The organism is Streptomyces sp. NRRL S-244 (assembly GCF_000717915.1).
In the GTDB taxonomy this organism is placed as follows: Bacteria; Actinomycetota; Actinomycetes; order Streptomycetales; family Streptomycetaceae; genus Streptomyces.
This window is the reverse complement of the sequence record NZ_JOCX01000008.1, coordinates 296636-312762: the sequence shown is the minus strand read 5'-3', so window position 1 is coordinate 312762 and position 16127 is coordinate 296636. Positions and strand designations below refer to the sequence as shown.

Sequence of the window (16127 nt, the reverse complement as noted above, 5' to 3'; positions counted from 1 at the left end):
TAAAGAGCGGGTGCAACTCGAAGGACCGCTGCAGCAGTTCGCGGTGAGCCTTCGGAGCCATTCGAGATTGCCGCTTTGCCGGCAAACTGCACCGGTGCCGCCAGCATGTTTATGCGCGGCTCGTCCCCGACCTGGCCCCGGCAAAAGATTTGGCCACAAGAAAGCCCGCCACACCGCAAGGGCTTCCCGGCGAAAGAGGTGGGACGGGCAAGGAACCTCAAGGAGGAACGGGGCCGTTGGCGTGGCGGGGGCGGGTTACTTCGGGGGGAGTGCTCGGTGCCAGGGGGTTCGGGGGGTGGGGGTGTTGGGTGGGGTTGTGGTGATGTGGAGGTCCGCGTCCAGGCCCAGGACCGCCGTTGTTGTTGCGCCCGACGGTTCGAGGATGCCGGCCGGGGCGCCCGCGTAGAGCATCTGCGACTCCGTCCACGCCGGCGGGCCGCCGAGGCCCGTCGTGCCGACCGTGCCCGTGTCCGCGCGGCCCGACAGGAGGCGGCCCGCGACGCCGACCGCGCCGTAGCCCGCACGGCCGCCGGCCTCCGCGACGCTGGAGACCTGCGGCTTGCCGGTGCCCGCCGTGACCAGGGCCGTACGGACGACCCCCGAGTCGGGGCGCCGGAAGTAGAGCCGCACGCCCGCGCCCTCCGCGGCCGCCGACAGCGGGACCGTGGTGGCCGGCAGGCCCGTCGGGAACGGCCCCTGGAGCGGGGCGCCCGGGGTGGGCTGGGTCCAGGCCAGGACCGACTTGGTGGTGGTGGCGTACACCTGGCGGCGCCCCGACGCGTCGACCGCCGTCACCGGGTCGCTCTGCAGGTCCTCGCCGCCCAGGTGCTGCCAGGCGCCGAAGACGCCGTCCGGCTGCTGCTCGCGGGCGCGCAGGGTGCGGCGGGAGTCGCGGACGTAGACGGTCAGCCGGCCGTCCGGGGACACGGCCGCCGAGGGCGCGCTGATCGAGGAGGTGCCCTCGTCGTCGGTGCCCTCGGGGGTGCCGAGCGACTGCCACGGCCCGAACGGGCCGCCGGGCGCGGACTGGACGGCGTACACGATCTCGCGCCGGTAGTCCGCGGGTCCCGGGCCGAGGACCGTACGGGTGGCGAGGACCGCGATGCGGCCGTCGGGGAGGCGGGCGGTGCTCGCGCCCGGGTCGATGCCGGTGCCGGGGAGCAGGTCGGGGCCGGTCCAGGCGGCGCCCGGGCTGCCGGCGGCCGCGCCGCCGCCCGTGCCGCCCGCGCCCGGCCGGGTCCAGACGGCCATCTGTCCGTCCAGGGCCGCGAAGGCGTACAGCCGGCCGCCGGTCCCCGCCGCCAGCCAGGAGGTGTTGTCGGCGCGGGCGTAGCGCAGCGACTGGGCCCAGTTGCGGCCGGTGGGGCTGCTCGCCACCTTGCGGTCGCCGCAACCCGAGGGGCTGCCGCAGTAGTTCTCGTGGTCGAGCCAGGCGTACGTCTTGAGGAATCCGATCTTCGTCTCGGCCGTCTGCGGGTCCAGCGCGTGCGGGAGGGTGCCGTTGTGGTAGCCGAGGTAGTTCTGCACCGAGAACCGCGGGCGGTCCGTGACCTGGGCGGCGTACGCGGCGATGGCGGCCTGTACGAAGCGGGCGCCGTACATGTGGTCCTGGTGGTCGGTGTACTTGCCGGTGTCGTGGTACCGGCCCGGCGTCGGGTCCTGCATGCGTATCGTCGTCGGCTTGTAGAGCGCGAGCAGCCCGGCTATCGACCGGACCACCTGGTCCTTGGTGTACGTGGACTGCTGCTTGACCGGGGTCGCGGAGGTCAGCTGGGCGCCGAGCGCCGGTATCTTGCCGTTCCACAGCCCGCGCAGGCTGTCCGGGTTCTCGGCGGTGGGATTGCGGGCCTCGCGCATCTGCAGCCAGACCAGGTTGACCTGCGGCCGGGCCATGAGCACGTCGAGTTCGGCCTGGCCGCCGCCCGCGGTGGGTATGACCGTGCGCTTCCAGGCGCTGGTGCGGTCGCCGGTGACCATCTGGGCGTACGCGCAGCGTATGCCGTTCTGGCGGGCCTCGGCGTAGTGGGCGCGGTCGGCGGGCTGCTCCGGGTCCTTGGCGCCGGCCCCGTTGGCCTCGTTGCGGCCGTCGGCCTCGCCCGAGGTCAGGTACACGGTGGTGAGTTGGAGGCCGGCGGACAGCGAGCGGCTGAGGTCCGGGTTCATGAAGAACAGGTCGTCGTCGGGGTGGGCGACGATCTGGACGACCGATCCGGAGGTGGTGCTCGCGGTCAGCGCGACGTCCGGGCTCTGCTCCTGGGAGGCGGTGGCCTCTGCCGACGTCTGCTGGCCGGTCGCCACGGCGAGCACGCCGGTGGCACCGACGGTGAGTACGGGAAGGAGGGCAGCGAGGAGGAAGCGGCGGCGGGCAATCGGCATCGGTCACGCCTTGGGGTCGTTCCGGGCGGGAAGAACGGCGGTTCAGTCAGTTCAGTCAGCTCAGTCAGTTCATCCACTGAGAGGCCAAATCGGGGGACTTGGTTCACCGTTGTGCCCGATCACTCCTGCTTTTCGGAAAGGACCTTCCGCCCGGGCGCGTTGGGGGGGGTGGGGGTGGGGGCGTCAGCGGCCCGCGTTGCGCGGGCCCACCGGCAGCCAGGGCGCCAGGTGCGCGTCCGCGTCGTCCGCCGACGAGGTCACGTACAGCCGCGCGTCGAGCCCCACCACCGCCAGGCTGACCGTGTTCCTGCCGGTCATCGTGGACGACGGCGCCCCGACGAACATCAGCGGCGACCGCTCCCACGGCCGCCCCGACCCGAGGCCCGAGCCCAGCAGCCCGCCCGCCGAGCGGCCGGCCAGCACGTGCCCGCTCGCCGTCACCGAGCCGAAGCCCTGGAGCCCGCCGAGGTCGGTGAGGTGGTTCACCTTCAGCCCGCCGTCGCCCGTCACCAGGGCGGTACGGACATTGCCCGACCCCGGCTTGCGGAACCACAGCCGCACCCCGCCCTCGCGCCCCTCCGCGGTGAGCGGGAGCGTCGTGTCCGGCAGCCCGGTGGGGGTGGCCGGCCCCAGCGGGGCGCCCGGCTTCGGCTGGGTCCAGCCCACCACCGATTTGGCGGTCGCCGCGAACACCATGCGCCGCCCGGCGCCGTCGGTGGCGGCGACCGGGGTGCCGTGCAGGTCGGCGCCGCCGTACGGGGTCCACGGGCCCCAGCCGCCGTTAGCCGACTGCACCCGCCCGCGCAGGGAGCCCGCGCCGTCGCGGACGTACGCCGCCAACTGCCCGGTGCCGTCGACCGCGACGGCGGGGGCGCTGATGTCGGAGGTCCAGTTCTCGTCGGCGGTCTCGGGCGTGCCGAGCGACTGCCAGTCCCCGAACTCCTCGGTGCCCGGGCCCTTCTGGACGGCGTACACGACCTCGCGCCGGTAGTCCGCGGGCCGCGCGCCGAAGGAGGTACGGGTGCCGAAGGCGGCGATCCGGCCGTCCGGCAGGGTGACGGTGGCCACGCCCGGGTCCATGCCGGTGCCGGGCAGCAGGCGCGGACCGCTCCAGGCGCCGATGGGGCCGGACCGGTGCCAGAGCGCGACCTGGCCGTCGAGCACCTTGAAGGCCCACAGGCCGTGCTCCTTGTCGGAGGTCAGCCAGGACGTGCCGGTGCCGCGGGCGTAGTTGACGGTCGAGGTCCAGCCGTTGCCGGCGGGGTGGTCGGCGACCTTGAGGTCTCCGCAGCCGGCGTCGCTGCCGCAGTGGTTCTGCTTGTCGAGCCAGGCGTAGGTGTCAAGGATGTCCAGCTTCTCCTTGGCCTCGTCCGGGTCCAGGGCGCTGGGCAGGGAGCCGTTGAAGTAGCCGACGTAGTTCTGCACCGCGAAGTGCGGGCGGTCCTTCGCGTCGACGTCCTTCGCGTACGCGGCGAGGGCGGCCTGCACGAAGCGGGCGCCGTAGAAGTGGTCCTGGTGGTCGGTGTACTTCCTGGTGTCGGGGAAGCGGCCGGGGGTGGGGTCCTGGGCGCGGACGGTGGTCGGCTCGTACTGCTCCAGGACGCCGACGAGGGTGCGGACGACCTGGTCCTTGGAGTAGGAGAAGCGCTGCTTGACGGGGGTGCCGGAGGCGAGCTGGGAGCCGAGCGCGGATGTCTTGCCGTCCCACAGGCCGTGCAGGCTGTCGGGGGCGCTGTCGTAGACGGTGCCGGCCTCGCGCAGTTGCAGCCAGACGAGGTTGACCTCGGGCTTGGCGACGAGGACGTCGACCTCGGCGTGGCCGCCGCCCTTGGTGGGGACGACGGTGCGCTTCCAGGCGCTGCCGCGGTCGCCGGTGGCCATCTTGGCGTAGGCGGCGCGGATGCCGTTCTGGCGGGCTTCGGCGTAGGCGGGCTTGTTGGGAGGGGTGGAGGCCTGCTTGCCCTCGGTGGCGTTGATGCCGTCCGCCTCGCCGGCGGTGAGGTAGACGGTGGTGACGGGGTGCCCGGCGGCTATGGAGTACCGCAGGTCCGGGTTCATGAAGTACAGGTCGTCGTCGGGGTGGGCGACGATCTGGAGCACCCGGCCGGGGTCGGGCGCGTCGACGGCGGCCGTGGGTACGGGGCCGTGGCGGTCGCCGATGCCGCTGAGGGCCTCGTTCCCGCGGAGTACGAGCATGCAGCCCGCCGCGACGGCGGCAAGGCCGGCGACCCCTTTCACGAACCGGCCGAACCGGCCGACCCGGCCCCGAGCCCGCGCGCTCCGTGCGCCCCGGCGCCCCGAGGCCTCGGCGGTACGCGCACGCCGCGCGGCGCGGCGGCCGCCGGGTGCCGGGGCTTGGGCGGCGCCGGAACGGCGGGAGGCGCGCCCCCCGCCGGGCGCCCCCGACGAAGGCCGGTCCGGGCCCCCGCCCGGCGCCTCCGGCCACGGCTGCGACGGGCCCCCGCCCTGGGCGCCGTGCCACGGCTGCGACAGGTCCCCGCCCGGCGCCCCTGACCACGGCTGCGACGGGCCCCCGCCCGGGCCACCCGGGCCGCCCGGCCACGGCCCGTCCGGCGGCGTGGGGTGTCCTTCGGGCATGCGGGTCCTTCGGGCCGTTGGGCGGGAGCGGCCCGGAGGGAGGGCACAGGGTCCGAATGTATACAGATAATCCGATAAGCGGGATCATGGTACGTGCTCGGCCACGCCGTGAGTCGAACGCCTGCTCCGGATAGGCTCACCCCAGGCACGCTCCGCCAGTGGCGGCGACGGCGACGTACGCGGGAGGCGGCGGGATGACAGTCCCGGGACGCAGGAGCAGTACCTTCATGCGGCTGCTGCGCAGCGGCTTCACCGACCCCTCGGCCGCCGCCCGGCTGCTCGACTCCGACGCGCTGGCCTCCGTACGCACCGATCCGGTGCTCCTCGACGCCCTCGGGGCCACCGCCGATCCCGATCTCGCCCTCCTCGGGCTCGTCCGGCTCGCCGAGGCGCAGAGCGGGGACGAGCGGCCCGTACTCCTCGACACCCTGGTCAGCGCCAAGCCGCTGCGCGACCGCCTCCTCGGCGTGCTCGGCGCCTCCGAGGCGCTCGCCGACCACCTCGCCCGCCACCCCCGCGACTGGCACGCGCTGGTGACGTACGAGGCCGCCGATCTGCACCCCGGGCTCGCCGAGTTCGAGCAGGGGCTCGCGCAGGCCCACGACCCTATCGCCCTGCGCGTCGCCTACCGCCGCTGCCTGCTCTCCATCGCCGCCCGCGACGTCTGCGGCACCATCGACGTCGCCCAGACCGCCGCCGAGCTCGCCGACCTCGCCACCGCCACCCTCCGTGCCGCCCTGCGCATCGCCTCGGCCGCCGCCCCCGAGGACGCCGCCGCCTGCCGGCTCGCCGTCATCGCGATGGGCAAGTGCGGCGGCAACGAGCTCAATTACGTCTCCGACGTCGACGTCATCTTCGTCGGGGACGCACCGGCCGGACCCGGCGGCGCCGACGAGGGCAAGGCCGTCCAGGCCGCCACCCGCCTCGCCTCCCACCTCATGCGGATCTGCTCCGAGACCACCATCGAGGGCACCATCTGGCCCGTCGACGCCAACCTGCGCCCCGAGGGCCGCAACGGCCCCCTCGTCCGCACCCTCGCCTCCCACCTCGCCTACTACCAGCGCTGGGCCAAGACCTGGGAGTTCCAGGCCCTCCTCAAGGCCCGCGCCGTCGCCGGCGACCCGGACCTCGGCGCCCAGTACATCGACGCCATAACGCCCCTCGTCTGGCAGGCCGCCGAACGCGAGAACTTCGTCGCCGACGTCCAGAAGATGCGCCGCCGCGTCGTCGACAACATCCCCGCCGCCCAGGTCGACCGCGAGCTCAAGCTCGGCCCCGGCGGCCTGCGCGACGTCGAGTTCGCCGTCCAGCTGCTCCAGCTCGTCCACGGCCGCAGCGACGCAGGCCTGCACTCCGGCTCCACCCTCGACGCCCTGCACGCCCTCGCCGCCGGCGGATACGTGGGCCGTACCGACGCCGCCCAGCTGAACGACGCGTACCGGTTCCTGCGCGCCATGGAGCACCGCATCCAGCTCCACCGGCTGCGCCGCACCCACCTCGTCCCCGAGGACGAGGCCGACCTGCGCCGCCTCGGCCGCTCCCTGGGCCTGCGCACCGAGCCCGTCGTCGAGCTCAACAAGGCCTGGCGCCGCCACGCCTCCGTGGTCCGGCGCCTGCACGAGAAGCTCTTCTACCGGCCGCTCCTCGACGCCGTCGCCCAGCTCGCCCCCGGCGAGGCCCGGCTCTCCCCGCGCGCCGCCGGCCAGCGCCTCGAAGCCCTCGGCTACGCCGACCCGGCCTCGGCCCTGCGCCACCTCGAAGCCCTCGCCTCCGGCGTCACCCGCAAGGCCGCCATCCAGCGCACCCTGCTCCCGGTCATGCTCGGCTGGTTCGCCGACTCCGCCGACCCGGACGCCGGCCTGCTGAACTTCCGCAAGGTCTCCGACGCCCTCGGCAAGACCCCCTGGTACCTGCGCCTCCTGCGCGACGAGGGCGCCGCCGCCGAGAACCTGGCCCGCGTCCTGTCCGCCGGCCGGCTCGCCCCCGACCTGCTGATGCGCGCCCCCGAGGCCGTCGCCCTGCTCGGCGACCCCGAAGGCCTCGGACCCCGTACGCACGAGGCCCTGGAGCAGGAGGTGCTCGCCGCCGTCGGGCGCGCCGAAAGCGCCGAGGCCGGCGTCGCCGCCGCCCGCGGGGTCCGCCGCCGCGAGCTGTTCCGTACGGCCGCCGCCGACATCATCCGCTCGTACGGTACGGAGGACAGCCCGGCCGAGGAGGACCCCGGAGCCCTCGTGGACCGGGTCGGCAGCGCCGTCTCCGACCTCACCGCCGCCACCATCGCCGGAGCCCTGCGCGCCGCAGTCCGCCACCACTGGGGCGAGGTCCTGCCCACCCGCTTCGCGATCATCGGCGTCGGCCGGTTCGGCGGCCACGAGCTCGGCTACGGATCCGACGCCGACGTCCTGTTCGTCCACGAACCCCGCGAGGGCGTCGACGAACAGGAGGCCGCGAAGGCCGCCCAGACCGTCATCGCCGAAATGCGCAGGCTCCTCCAACTCCCCACCGCCGACCCGCCGCTGCTCATCGACGCCGACCTGCGCCCGGAGGGCCGCTCCGGCCCCCTGGTCCGTACGCTGTCCTCGTACGCCGCGTACTACCGGCGCTGGTCCCTGACCTGGGAGAGCCAGGCCCTGCTGCGCGCCGAACCGGTCGCGGGCGACGCCGAGATCGGCGCCCGCTTCATCGAGCTGATCGACCCGCTGCGCTACCCGATGGAGGGCCTCGGCGAGGACGCGGTCCGCGAGATCCGCCGCCTGAAGGCCCGCATGGAGTCCGAGCGCCTCCCGCGCGGCGCCGACCCCACGCTCCACACCAAGCTGGGCCGCGGCGGCCTCAGCGACGTCGAGTGGACCGTCCAGCTGATCCAGATGCGGCACGCCTGGTCGGAGCCCGGCCTGCGCACCACCCGGACCCGCGAGGCTCTGGCCGCCGCCCACGCGGCCGGGCTGATCCCGACCGAGGAGGCGCAGATCCTGGACGAGGCCTGGGTACTGGCCACCCGGGTCCGCAACGCGGTGATGCTGGTCCGCGGCCGCGCCGGGGACACCTTCCCCTCGGAGGCCCGGGAACTGGCCGCCGTCGGCCGCTACCTCGGCTACGCGGAGGGCACGGTCGGCGAACTGCTCGACGACTACCGCCGCATCACGCGCCGCGCCCGAGCGGTCGTGGACGACCTCTTCTACGGAGCCTGAGAACGGGGAAATTCGTTTGGCGGGCCACCGCGGCCGCTGTTACCTTTCCGGAGGCCGTGCGAGAGAACGAGGAGGTGGTACCCGTGAACGCAGTATCGACATGGGTGCTCCCCTCCGGGGTCACGGTCGGGCGATAGGCAGGTCGTCCGGGAGCGCCGTTCCAGTGCACTCCCGAAAGGCACGACCATGCATTTCACTTCAGAGCAGCGCCTCGACGACGGCGTCCTCGAACGCGAATTCGCCCTCGGCGAGATCCCCGGCATCCTGTGGACACCCGCATCGGCATCCGCATCCGCACCGGCGCCACTGATCCTGCTCGGCCACCCTCCCCTCGGGCTGCGAAGGATGCACCCCCGACTGGTGGCCCGGGCCCGGCACTCCGCGGCGGAGGGCTTCGCCACGGCCACCATCGAGCTCCCCGGAAGCGGCGATCGGCCCCGCTGGCCCGCCGTCGACCAGGCCCGCGCCGACTTGCGCCGGGCGATGGAGGCCGGCGAGCCGGTCGGCGACGAGATCGTCGACGCCCTCGTCCTCCCGCTGGTCGACAAGGCGGTCCCGGAATGGCAGGCCGCCCTGGACGCCCTCCTTTCGCTGCCCGAGATCGGCGGACCGGTCGGGTACTCGGGGGGAGTGATCTCCATCGGCATCCGGCTGGCGGTGGTCGAGCCCCGCATCTCGGCGGCCGTTCTGTTCGCCGGGAGTTTCGTGCCTCGCGCCATGTTCGAGGAGGCCCGGCAGGTCACCATTCCGCTGCACGTCCTGCTGCAGTGGGACGACGAAGGGAACGAGCGGCAGGCGGCCCTGGACCTGTTCGACGCCTTCGGCTCCGAGGAGAAGTCCCTGCACGCCCATCTCGGCGGGCACAGCGGCGTCCCGCAGTTCGCGGGGGAAGCGGCGGCCCAGTTCTTCACCCGACACCTGAGGTGAGGCCGGCCGCTGCCTAAGCGGCTGCCGCCGCCGATCCCGTCGGCGGGCGGCAGCCGCGGCAGCGGCCCGGGACGGGGGAGCGGAACGCGCGGTCGCAGCCGTCGCACGTGCGCAGCGGATGCACTTCGCGGTCCGGGGGTACGGAGCCTGCCGCCCCGGGCTCCGGCAGCCGGGGCGGCACCAGCTCGCGCAGGCGGTGGGCGAGCAGCGCAGCGGGGGAATGGACCGGCACCACCGGCAGCGAGCGGGTCAGGGCGGCGGCGACGGCGCTCGGGGCCAGCCCCCGCTCCAGCCACACCGCCGCGGCGGGCGCCAGCCGTACGGTGTCCCGCTCGGACAGCACCAGCCGCGGATCGCGCAGCCGCAACCGGGCCAGCAGTTCCCGGGCTTGGAGCTCGGCTCCGGAGGCGGCCGGGGCGGTTTCGGGGGCCGGTTCCGGGGTGTCGGCCGACTCCGGCTCGGGTGCGGCGGTTGCCGGGACGTACGGCTCGCGGATTTCCTGCGTCGACCTCGCGGGCGGGTTGTTGTACGAGACCGTGCAGGTCACGATCTGACCGGTGGGGAGCCTTTCGCGGTAGCGGGCCAGGTAACCGTGTTCCTCCAGCTCGCGCAGGGTGGCGGCGATGCGGACCTCGCCCTCGGGGAAGCGATCGGCGAGGGCCTTGATGGTGACCTTCGCGCCCGTCGGGAGGGACTGGATGTGCGTGGCCAGACCGATTGCCGACATGCTCAACTCGCGGTGCTGGGCGAGGTGGTTGCCGATCTTGACGTAGCCGCGGCGGTGGTCGTGGTTGATGTGTCGGATGCCCGACGAGGCGCGCGTGGGCGCGCTAAACTGCTGATCAGCCATGGGAAGGGGCTCTAGCCTTCTCTTGGTCAGGCCCTCGGCGGGATTGGCGTCCCGTGCGAGGGCCGAATTGCGTTTATGGGGTTGTCGGGGGCCAGCGTGCCCGACGGATTGGCATATGCGCCAGTCGGGTTGGGGTGATTCACCCGTCCGAGTGAGAGGGGAGGGGGAGGTGAGGAGAGGTCATTTCCCCCGGTTGTTTGTCTTTAGATGTCGAGCGTCACCGGTTATCGCTCCACCGGGTCGTGGAACCCTCGATCCGGTGAAATCGGACTTTCCCGTTCTCGCGCCTTGTTGCTGTCATCCGTGCGTAGCCTGACGGGAGTTGCAGGCCAACGGAGGTGGCAGTGAGCGCAGAGGGCACCGATGAGTCGAGCTGGGCACTCGACCCGGAGGACGAATCAGGAGCAGTCGTCGCGGCGGTGGGACGCCAGGTGAAAATTTGGCGGGAGGCGGCCGGACTCGACCGATCCACTTTCGCTGAACAGATGGGCTACGGGGCGGATCTGACCCGCAAGATCGAGAGTGGCACCCGCATTCCGCGTCCGGAGTACCTGGAGAAGGCGGATGAGGTCCTTGGCGCGGGCGGAAAGATCGCCGCGATGAAGGAGGACGTCGAAAAGGCGCATTACCCCAAGAAGGTTCGGGATCTGGCCAAGTTGGAATCCGAGGCGGTTGAGCTTGGCGCGTACGGGAACCACAACCTCCACGGACTGCTACAGACCGAGGAGTACGCGCGGGCGCTGTACGAGATCCGACGGCCGGCCTTCTCGTCGGACGAAGTGGAGCGCTATGTGGCCGCCCGCATGGCACGACAGGAGATCTTCCACCGGCGGCCGTCACCCGCGCTGACCTTCGTGCTGGAGCAGGTCACGCTGGAGCGGAGGATCGGCGGACGGGACGTCCTGCGAAGGCAGTTGGAGCACCTGCTCGACGTCGGTCGACTCCGCAACGTTGAGATCCAGGTGATGCCGATGGACTGCGAGGATCACGCAGGGATGGGCGGACAGATCGATGTCTTGAAGCTCAGGAACGGTTCTACGATCGGGTACGTCGAGGCGCAGCTGATGAGTCGCCTGATCACCAGTGCGAAGGAGATCCAGATCCTCGAACTCCGGTATGGGATCATCCGTTCACAGGCTCTCAACCCGCGGCAGTCGAGAGCCTTCATCGAGAAAGTGCTGGGAGAGACATGAGCATCAAGCCCTCGGTCGGCGACCTTTCCGCACTGGAGTGGGTGAAGAGTAGCTACAGTGCGAGCAGCAGCAACGACTGCATCGAGGTCGCCTGGACCAAGAGCAGCTACAGCACCGCCGACGGAGCCGACTGCATCGAGGTCGCCCGGACCCCCGGGACTGTCCTCGTCCGGGACTCCAAGCGGCCCGAGGGCGCCCGCCTGGCCGTCACCCCGGCCGCCTGGGACGGCTTCGTCACGTACGCGACCGCCTGAGAACACCGGGTTCGGCCGTCCCCGCCGGCCGACTCCTCAGGCCGGTTCGCCCCGCAGGGTGCGGGCGTACGTCAGGAAGGCGGCCAGGCCCAGGTCGAACGCGGCGTCCGCGCGGCCCGGGCCGACGGCCGTCAGGGCCTGCGCGAGCAGCGGGGTGTCCGGTGACGGCTCCCACATGGCCTCGGGGGCTGCCAGGTCCAGGGCCGAGCCGAGGACCAGGTTCTCCAGCGCCGTCAGCAGCGGCATGACCCGGCCACGGGCGAAACCCGCCGCCAGCAGCATGGCGACCGCGCGCTCGTACTGCGCCAGCACCCGCGGGGCCCGCACCGGCGTGGTCATCAGCAGCGGGATGACCTGCGGCGAGGCCGCGAAGGCGGCCCGGTACGAGCGCGCCCACGCCTCCAGGGCCCGGTCCCACGGCTCCAGGTCCAGCGTCTCGCCCGCGATCCGGTCGCACACGAGCTCCCGCACCAGCTCCACCACCCCCGCCCGGCCGTCCACGTGGTGGTACACCGACCCGGTCTGCACGCCGAGCGCCCGGGCGATCTGAGGGACGCTGAACTCGCCCTGCTCCTCGACCAGTTGCAGTGCGGTCGCGGCGATCCGCTCCCGGTCGAGGAGTGGGGTGCGCGGCCGTGCCATCGGTTTCTCCCGCCGTGAGGTCTTCCCGTACGCCAAAACCGGAGGCTACATTGCCGCGAACCGAAGAACCGAAAGCCTTTAGGTTTCGGTCTCCCCGAAGGGTGCCTCCGCATGCCCGAAACGCCGGAACCGCCGACGGACAGACCCGCCCTGCACAGCGCGGCGCTCGGTACCGCCGACATCTCCTTCTTCGTCGTCTCCGCCGCCGCCCCGCTCACCGTCATGGCCGGAGTGGCCCCCGTCGCGATCCTGCTCGGCGGGATCGGCGCCCCCGCCGGGTACCTGCTCGCCGGGCTGACCCTCGCCGTCTTCGCCGTCGGGTTCACCACCATGAGCCGCCACGTCCGCAGCGCCGGCGCCTTCTACGCGTACATCACCCGCGGCCTCGGCAAGCGCGTCGGCATCGGCGCCGCCCTGCTCGCCCTCGTCGGCTACAACGGCATGGAGATCGGGGTCTACGGCCTCCTCGGCACCACCACCGCCGACACCGCCCACGCCCTCGGCGGCCTCGACGTCCCCTGGCTGCCCGTCTCCCTCGCCGGCCTCGCCCTCATCTGGTACGGCGGCTTCCGCTCCATCGACTTCGGCGCCAAGGTGCTCGGCGTCCTGCTCGTCGCCGAGACCGGGATACTCGTCCTGCTCGCCGCCGGAGTCCTGATCAAGGGCGGCGCGCACGGGCTGTCCGCCGGCTCCTTCGCCCCCGGCGCGGTCCTCGTCCCCGGTACCGCGGCCGTCCTGGCCTTCGCCTTCGCCGCGTTCACCGGCTTCGAGTCCACCGTCATCTACCGCCGCGAGGCCCGCGACCCCGACCGGACCATCCCGCGCGCCACCTACATCGCCGTCGCCTTCCTCGGCCTCTTCTACGCCTTCATCGTCTGGACCGTCATCCAGGCCTTCGGCGCCGAGGAAGTGGTCGCCGCCGCAGGCGCGGACCCCGGCGGCCTCTTCTTCGCCGCGATCACCACGTACGTCGGCCCCTGGGCGGCCGACCTCATGCACCTGTTCATCGTCACCAGCGTCATCGCCTCCCTCCTCGCCTTCCACAACGCCATCAACCGCTACGCGCTCGCCCTCGCCGAGGAGGGCGTACTGCCCGCCGCCCTCGGCCGGGTCCACCCGCGCCACCGCTCCCCGTACCTCGCAGGGCTCGCCCAGACCGCCCTCGGATTCGTGATCGTCCTCGCCTTCGCGCTGGCCGGGGCCGACCCGTACCAGCAACTGCTGCTCTGGGTGAACACGCCCGGCATGATCGGGCTCATGGCGCTGATGCTGCTCGCCGCGATCGCCGTACCCGTCTACTTCCGGCGCATCGCGCACGCCGAGGGCCCCTGGCGGACCGTGGTCGCGCCCGTGACCGCAGCCGCCCTGCTGGCCCTCGCGATCTGCCTCGTCGTCTCCAAGGTGGACCTGTTCACCATGGCCTCCACCACCGTGAACACCGTCCTCGTCGCCCTCGTCCCCGCCGTGTTCCTGGCCGGGCTCGGGCTCGCGCAGCGCCTGAAGACCCGCCGCCCCGAGACCTACGCCCGATTCGCCGCCGAGCCCGCCGAAGCCCCTCAAGGACCCGCCGAAGCCTCCCAAGGAGAAGAGCCGTGCCCGCTGCCGACACCGTCCTCACCGGAGCCCGCGTCCGTACCCTCGACCCCGGCCGCCCCGAGGCCCGCGCGGTAGCCGTCCGCGGCGGCGAGATCCTCGCCGTCGGCGACGAGGCCGACGTACGCGACTGGCGCGGCCCCGCCACCGAGGTGCTCGACCTCGGCGGCGCCACCCTCACCCCCGGCCTGACCGACGCCCACAGCCACCCCGTCTGGGGCATCGAGATGGCCACCGGAACCGACCTCTCGGCCGTCCGGGACCTCGACCAGCTCCGGGCCGCCCTGCGCACCGCCCCGCGCCCGGCCGGCTGGGTCCTCGGCCACGGCCTCGACCACAACGCCTTCGGCGGCCGCCCCGTCGACAAGGCGCTGATCGAGGAGGCCCTGGCCGGAGCCCCCGCCTTCCTGCGCCTGTACGACGGCCACTCCGCCCTCGCCTCCGGCGCGGCCCTGGACGCCGCGGGCATCACCGGCCCGCGTACGTTCGACCAGCGCTCGGAGATCGTCTGCGATCCGGACGGCCGCCCGACCGGCCACCTCGTCGAGCACGCGGCGATGGCCCTGGTCGGCGTCCTCGCCCCGAAGCCCTCGGCGGCCGAGCGGCGCGGCCGGCTCACCGCCCTGCTCGGCGAGATGGCCGCCACCGGCCTCACCGGGGCCCACGTCATGGACCTCGGCGACGGCGACGTACCGGCCCTGCTCTCCGGCGTCGAGTACGACGGCGACCTGCCGCTGCGGCTGAACCTGGCGCCCTGGTGCATGCCGGGCGCGACCCCGCAGGAGCTGGCGGAGCTGATCGGGCTCCAGGGGCTGCGCGGCCGCCACTGGCAGGTCGGCGGCGTGAAGTTCTTCATGGACGGCACCGTCGAGGGAGGCACCGCCTGGCTGGAGCACGCCGACTGCCACGGCCGGGGCACGGACGCCTTCTGGCCCGATCCCGAGGCCTACTCGGCGGCCGTACGGACCCTCGACGCGGCCGGGGTGCGCACCGCGACCCACGCCATCGGCGACGCGGCGGTCCGCCACGTCCTGGACACGGTGGCCTCGCTGGGCGCCCGCGCCCGGATGCGGCACCGGATCGAGCACATCGAGACCGTCCCCGACGGCCAGTTGAAGCGGTTCGCGGAGCTCGGGGTGATCGCCTCGATGCAGCCGCCGCACACCGCGTACACCCGGGCCGACCACAGCGACGAGTGGTCGAAGCGGCTGGGCGCGGACCGGGCGGCCCGGGCCTGGCGCTGCCGGGACCTGCGCGACGCGGGGGCCGTGCTGGCACTGGGCTCCGACTGGCCCATCGCCCACCACGACGCCCGCCGGGTCCTGGCCATCGCCCGCAGCCCGCTGGGCGCGGCCTCCGGCGGGCCCGCCCTGACGGGGCTGATGGCCCTGGAGGGCATGACCTCGCACGCCGCGCTCGCGGCGGGGGAGCAGCGGGTGGCGGGCCGGATCGCGGCCGGCTTCCGGGCGGACCTGACGGCGTTCGCGCTCGACCCCGTGGACACCGCCCCGGACGAGCTGGCCGAGGCCCCGATCCGGCTCACGATGTCGGGCGGCCGGATCACGTACGGCAGGGAGTTCTAGGCCTTGCGGAACCGGTTCAGCAGGGCGGCCGAGGCCGGATGCGGGCCCGTCTCCTCGGGCTCGCGCGGCAGCCGGTGCGGCAGCGAGCCGTACCAGCCGCGCGAGACCGTGTATCCGAACGCGAGGCAGAGCATGCCGCCCGCGGCGTCCAGCCAGAAGTGGTTGGCGGTGGCCACGATGACCACGAGGGTGGCCACCGGGTAGAGCAGGCCCAGGATCCGGGCCCAGGGGGCGGAGGCGACCGCGAAGATCGTCAGTCCGCACCAGAGCGACCACCCTATGTGCATGGAGGGCATGGCCGCGTACTGGTTCGACATGTGCTTGAGGTTGCCGGAGGCCATGGAGCCCCAGGTGTGGTGGACCAGCACGGTGTCGACGAAGCTCTGCCCGTTCATCAGCCGGGGCGGCGCGAGCGGGAAGAAGTAGTAGCCGAGCAGGGCCACGCCCGTGGTGGCGAAGAGGACCATCCGCGTGGCCGCGTAACGCCCCGGATGGAAACGGTAGATCCACACCAGGACGCCGATGGTCACGACGAAGTGGAGCGTGGCGTAGTAGTAGTTCATGCCGACGATCAGCCACGTCACCGAGTTGACGGCGTGGTTGACCGACTGCTCGACCGCGATGCCGAGGGTCCGTTCCAGGTCCCACAGCCAGTCGGCGTTCGCGAGGGCGTCCGCCTTCTGCTCGGGCACGGCGTTGCGGATGAGCGAGTAGGTCCAGTAACTGACCCCGATGAGCAGGATCTCGAACCAGATCCGCGGCCGGCGCGGGGCGCGCAGCCGGGACAGGAGAGCGCGCTGAGCCCCCGGACGGGCCTCACCCTCGGTCACGTGGGGTGACGAGACTTCCGTCCGGGTTTCCAGTGTCTTCACGCTCGATTCACCCATGGGGAAAGAGTCTGCCAGATGCGATCTCGCCTT

General features: G+C 72.9%; 11 protein-coding genes. 6 read left to right on the top strand and 5 right to left on the bottom strand.

Annotated elements, in window-relative coordinates; genetic code table 11:
- Positions 1-255: 255 nt before the first annotated feature.
- Both IF02_RS0112455 and IF02_RS0112450 read right to left on the bottom strand, forming a co-directional pair.
- Entirely contained in the window at positions 256-2376 is a 2121-nt protein-coding gene (locus tag IF02_RS0112455) for a PIG-L family deacetylase (RefSeq protein WP_030156259.1), read from the bottom strand.
- A gap of 183 nt (positions 2377-2559) precedes the next feature.
- Entirely contained in the window at positions 2560-4572 is a 2013-nt protein-coding gene (locus IF02_RS0112450; RefSeq protein WP_051696165.1) for a PIG-L family deacetylase, read from the bottom strand.
- Between the two features lie 596 nt (positions 4573-5168).
- Here IF02_RS0112450 and IF02_RS0112445 point away from each other — a divergent pair.
- On the top strand, positions 5169-8165 hold the full coding sequence (locus IF02_RS0112445; RefSeq protein WP_030156256.1) for a bifunctional [glutamine synthetase] adenylyltransferase/[glutamine synthetase]-adenylyl-L-tyrosine phosphorylase: 2997 nt from the start codon (positions 5169-5171) through the stop codon (positions 8163-8165).
- 186 nt (positions 8166-8351) lie between these two features.
- A complete protein-coding gene (locus tag IF02_RS0112440) occupies positions 8352-9092 on the top strand; it encodes a hypothetical protein (protein WP_030156254.1) in 741 nt (246 codons plus the stop codon).
- Between the two features lie 13 nt (positions 9093-9105).
- On the opposite strand, the gene IF02_RS0112435 is transcribed toward IF02_RS0112440, so the two are convergent.
- Positions 9106-9942, bottom strand: coding sequence for a hypothetical protein (locus IF02_RS0112435; protein ID WP_051696164.1), 837 nt, complete (start codon positions 9940-9942; stop codon positions 9106-9108).
- A gap of 344 nt (positions 9943-10286) precedes the next feature.
- Between IF02_RS0112435 and IF02_RS0112430 the strand changes: the two genes are divergently transcribed.
- Positions 10287-11135 carry a helix-turn-helix domain-containing protein gene (locus tag IF02_RS0112430; RefSeq protein WP_106977272.1) on the top strand — a complete coding sequence of 283 codons (849 nt, stop codon included), beginning with the start codon at positions 10287-10289 and terminating at the stop codon, positions 11133-11135.
- Complete coding sequence (locus IF02_RS0112425; protein ID WP_030156249.1) at positions 11132-11389, top strand: DUF397 domain-containing protein; 258 nt, start codon at positions 11132-11134, stop codon at positions 11387-11389. The genes IF02_RS0112430 and IF02_RS0112425 overlap by 4 nt, the downstream gene beginning before the upstream one ends.
- 36 nt (positions 11390-11425) lie before the next feature.
- Here the strand turns inward: IF02_RS0112425 and IF02_RS0112420 are convergent, their stop codons facing one another.
- Complete coding sequence (locus IF02_RS0112420) at positions 11426-12031, bottom strand: TetR/AcrR family transcriptional regulator (protein ID WP_030156247.1); 606 nt, start codon at positions 12029-12031, stop codon at positions 11426-11428.
- Positions 12032-12142: 111 nt separating this feature from the next.
- Between IF02_RS0112420 and IF02_RS0112415 the strand changes: the two genes are divergently transcribed.
- Both IF02_RS0112415 and IF02_RS0112410 read left to right on the top strand, forming a co-directional pair.
- Positions 12143-13702 carry an APC family permease gene (locus IF02_RS0112415; RefSeq protein ID WP_030156245.1) on the top strand — a complete coding sequence of 520 codons (1560 nt, stop codon included), beginning with the start codon at positions 12143-12145 and terminating at the stop codon, positions 13700-13702.
- On the top strand, positions 13624-15207 hold the full coding sequence (locus IF02_RS0112410) for an amidohydrolase (protein WP_030156244.1): 1584 nt from the start codon (positions 13624-13626) through the stop codon (positions 15205-15207). The genes IF02_RS0112415 and IF02_RS0112410 overlap by 79 nt, the downstream gene beginning before the upstream one ends.
- On the opposite strand, the gene IF02_RS0112405 is transcribed toward IF02_RS0112410, so the two are convergent.
- The gene (locus tag IF02_RS0112405) at positions 15204-16094 is read right to left on the bottom strand and encodes a phosphatase PAP2 family protein (protein WP_078622049.1); all 891 of its coding nucleotides are present in this window, start codon (positions 16092-16094) and stop codon (positions 15204-15206) included. The genes IF02_RS0112410 and IF02_RS0112405 overlap by 4 nt on opposite strands.
- Positions 16095-16127: the final 33 nt, after the last annotated feature.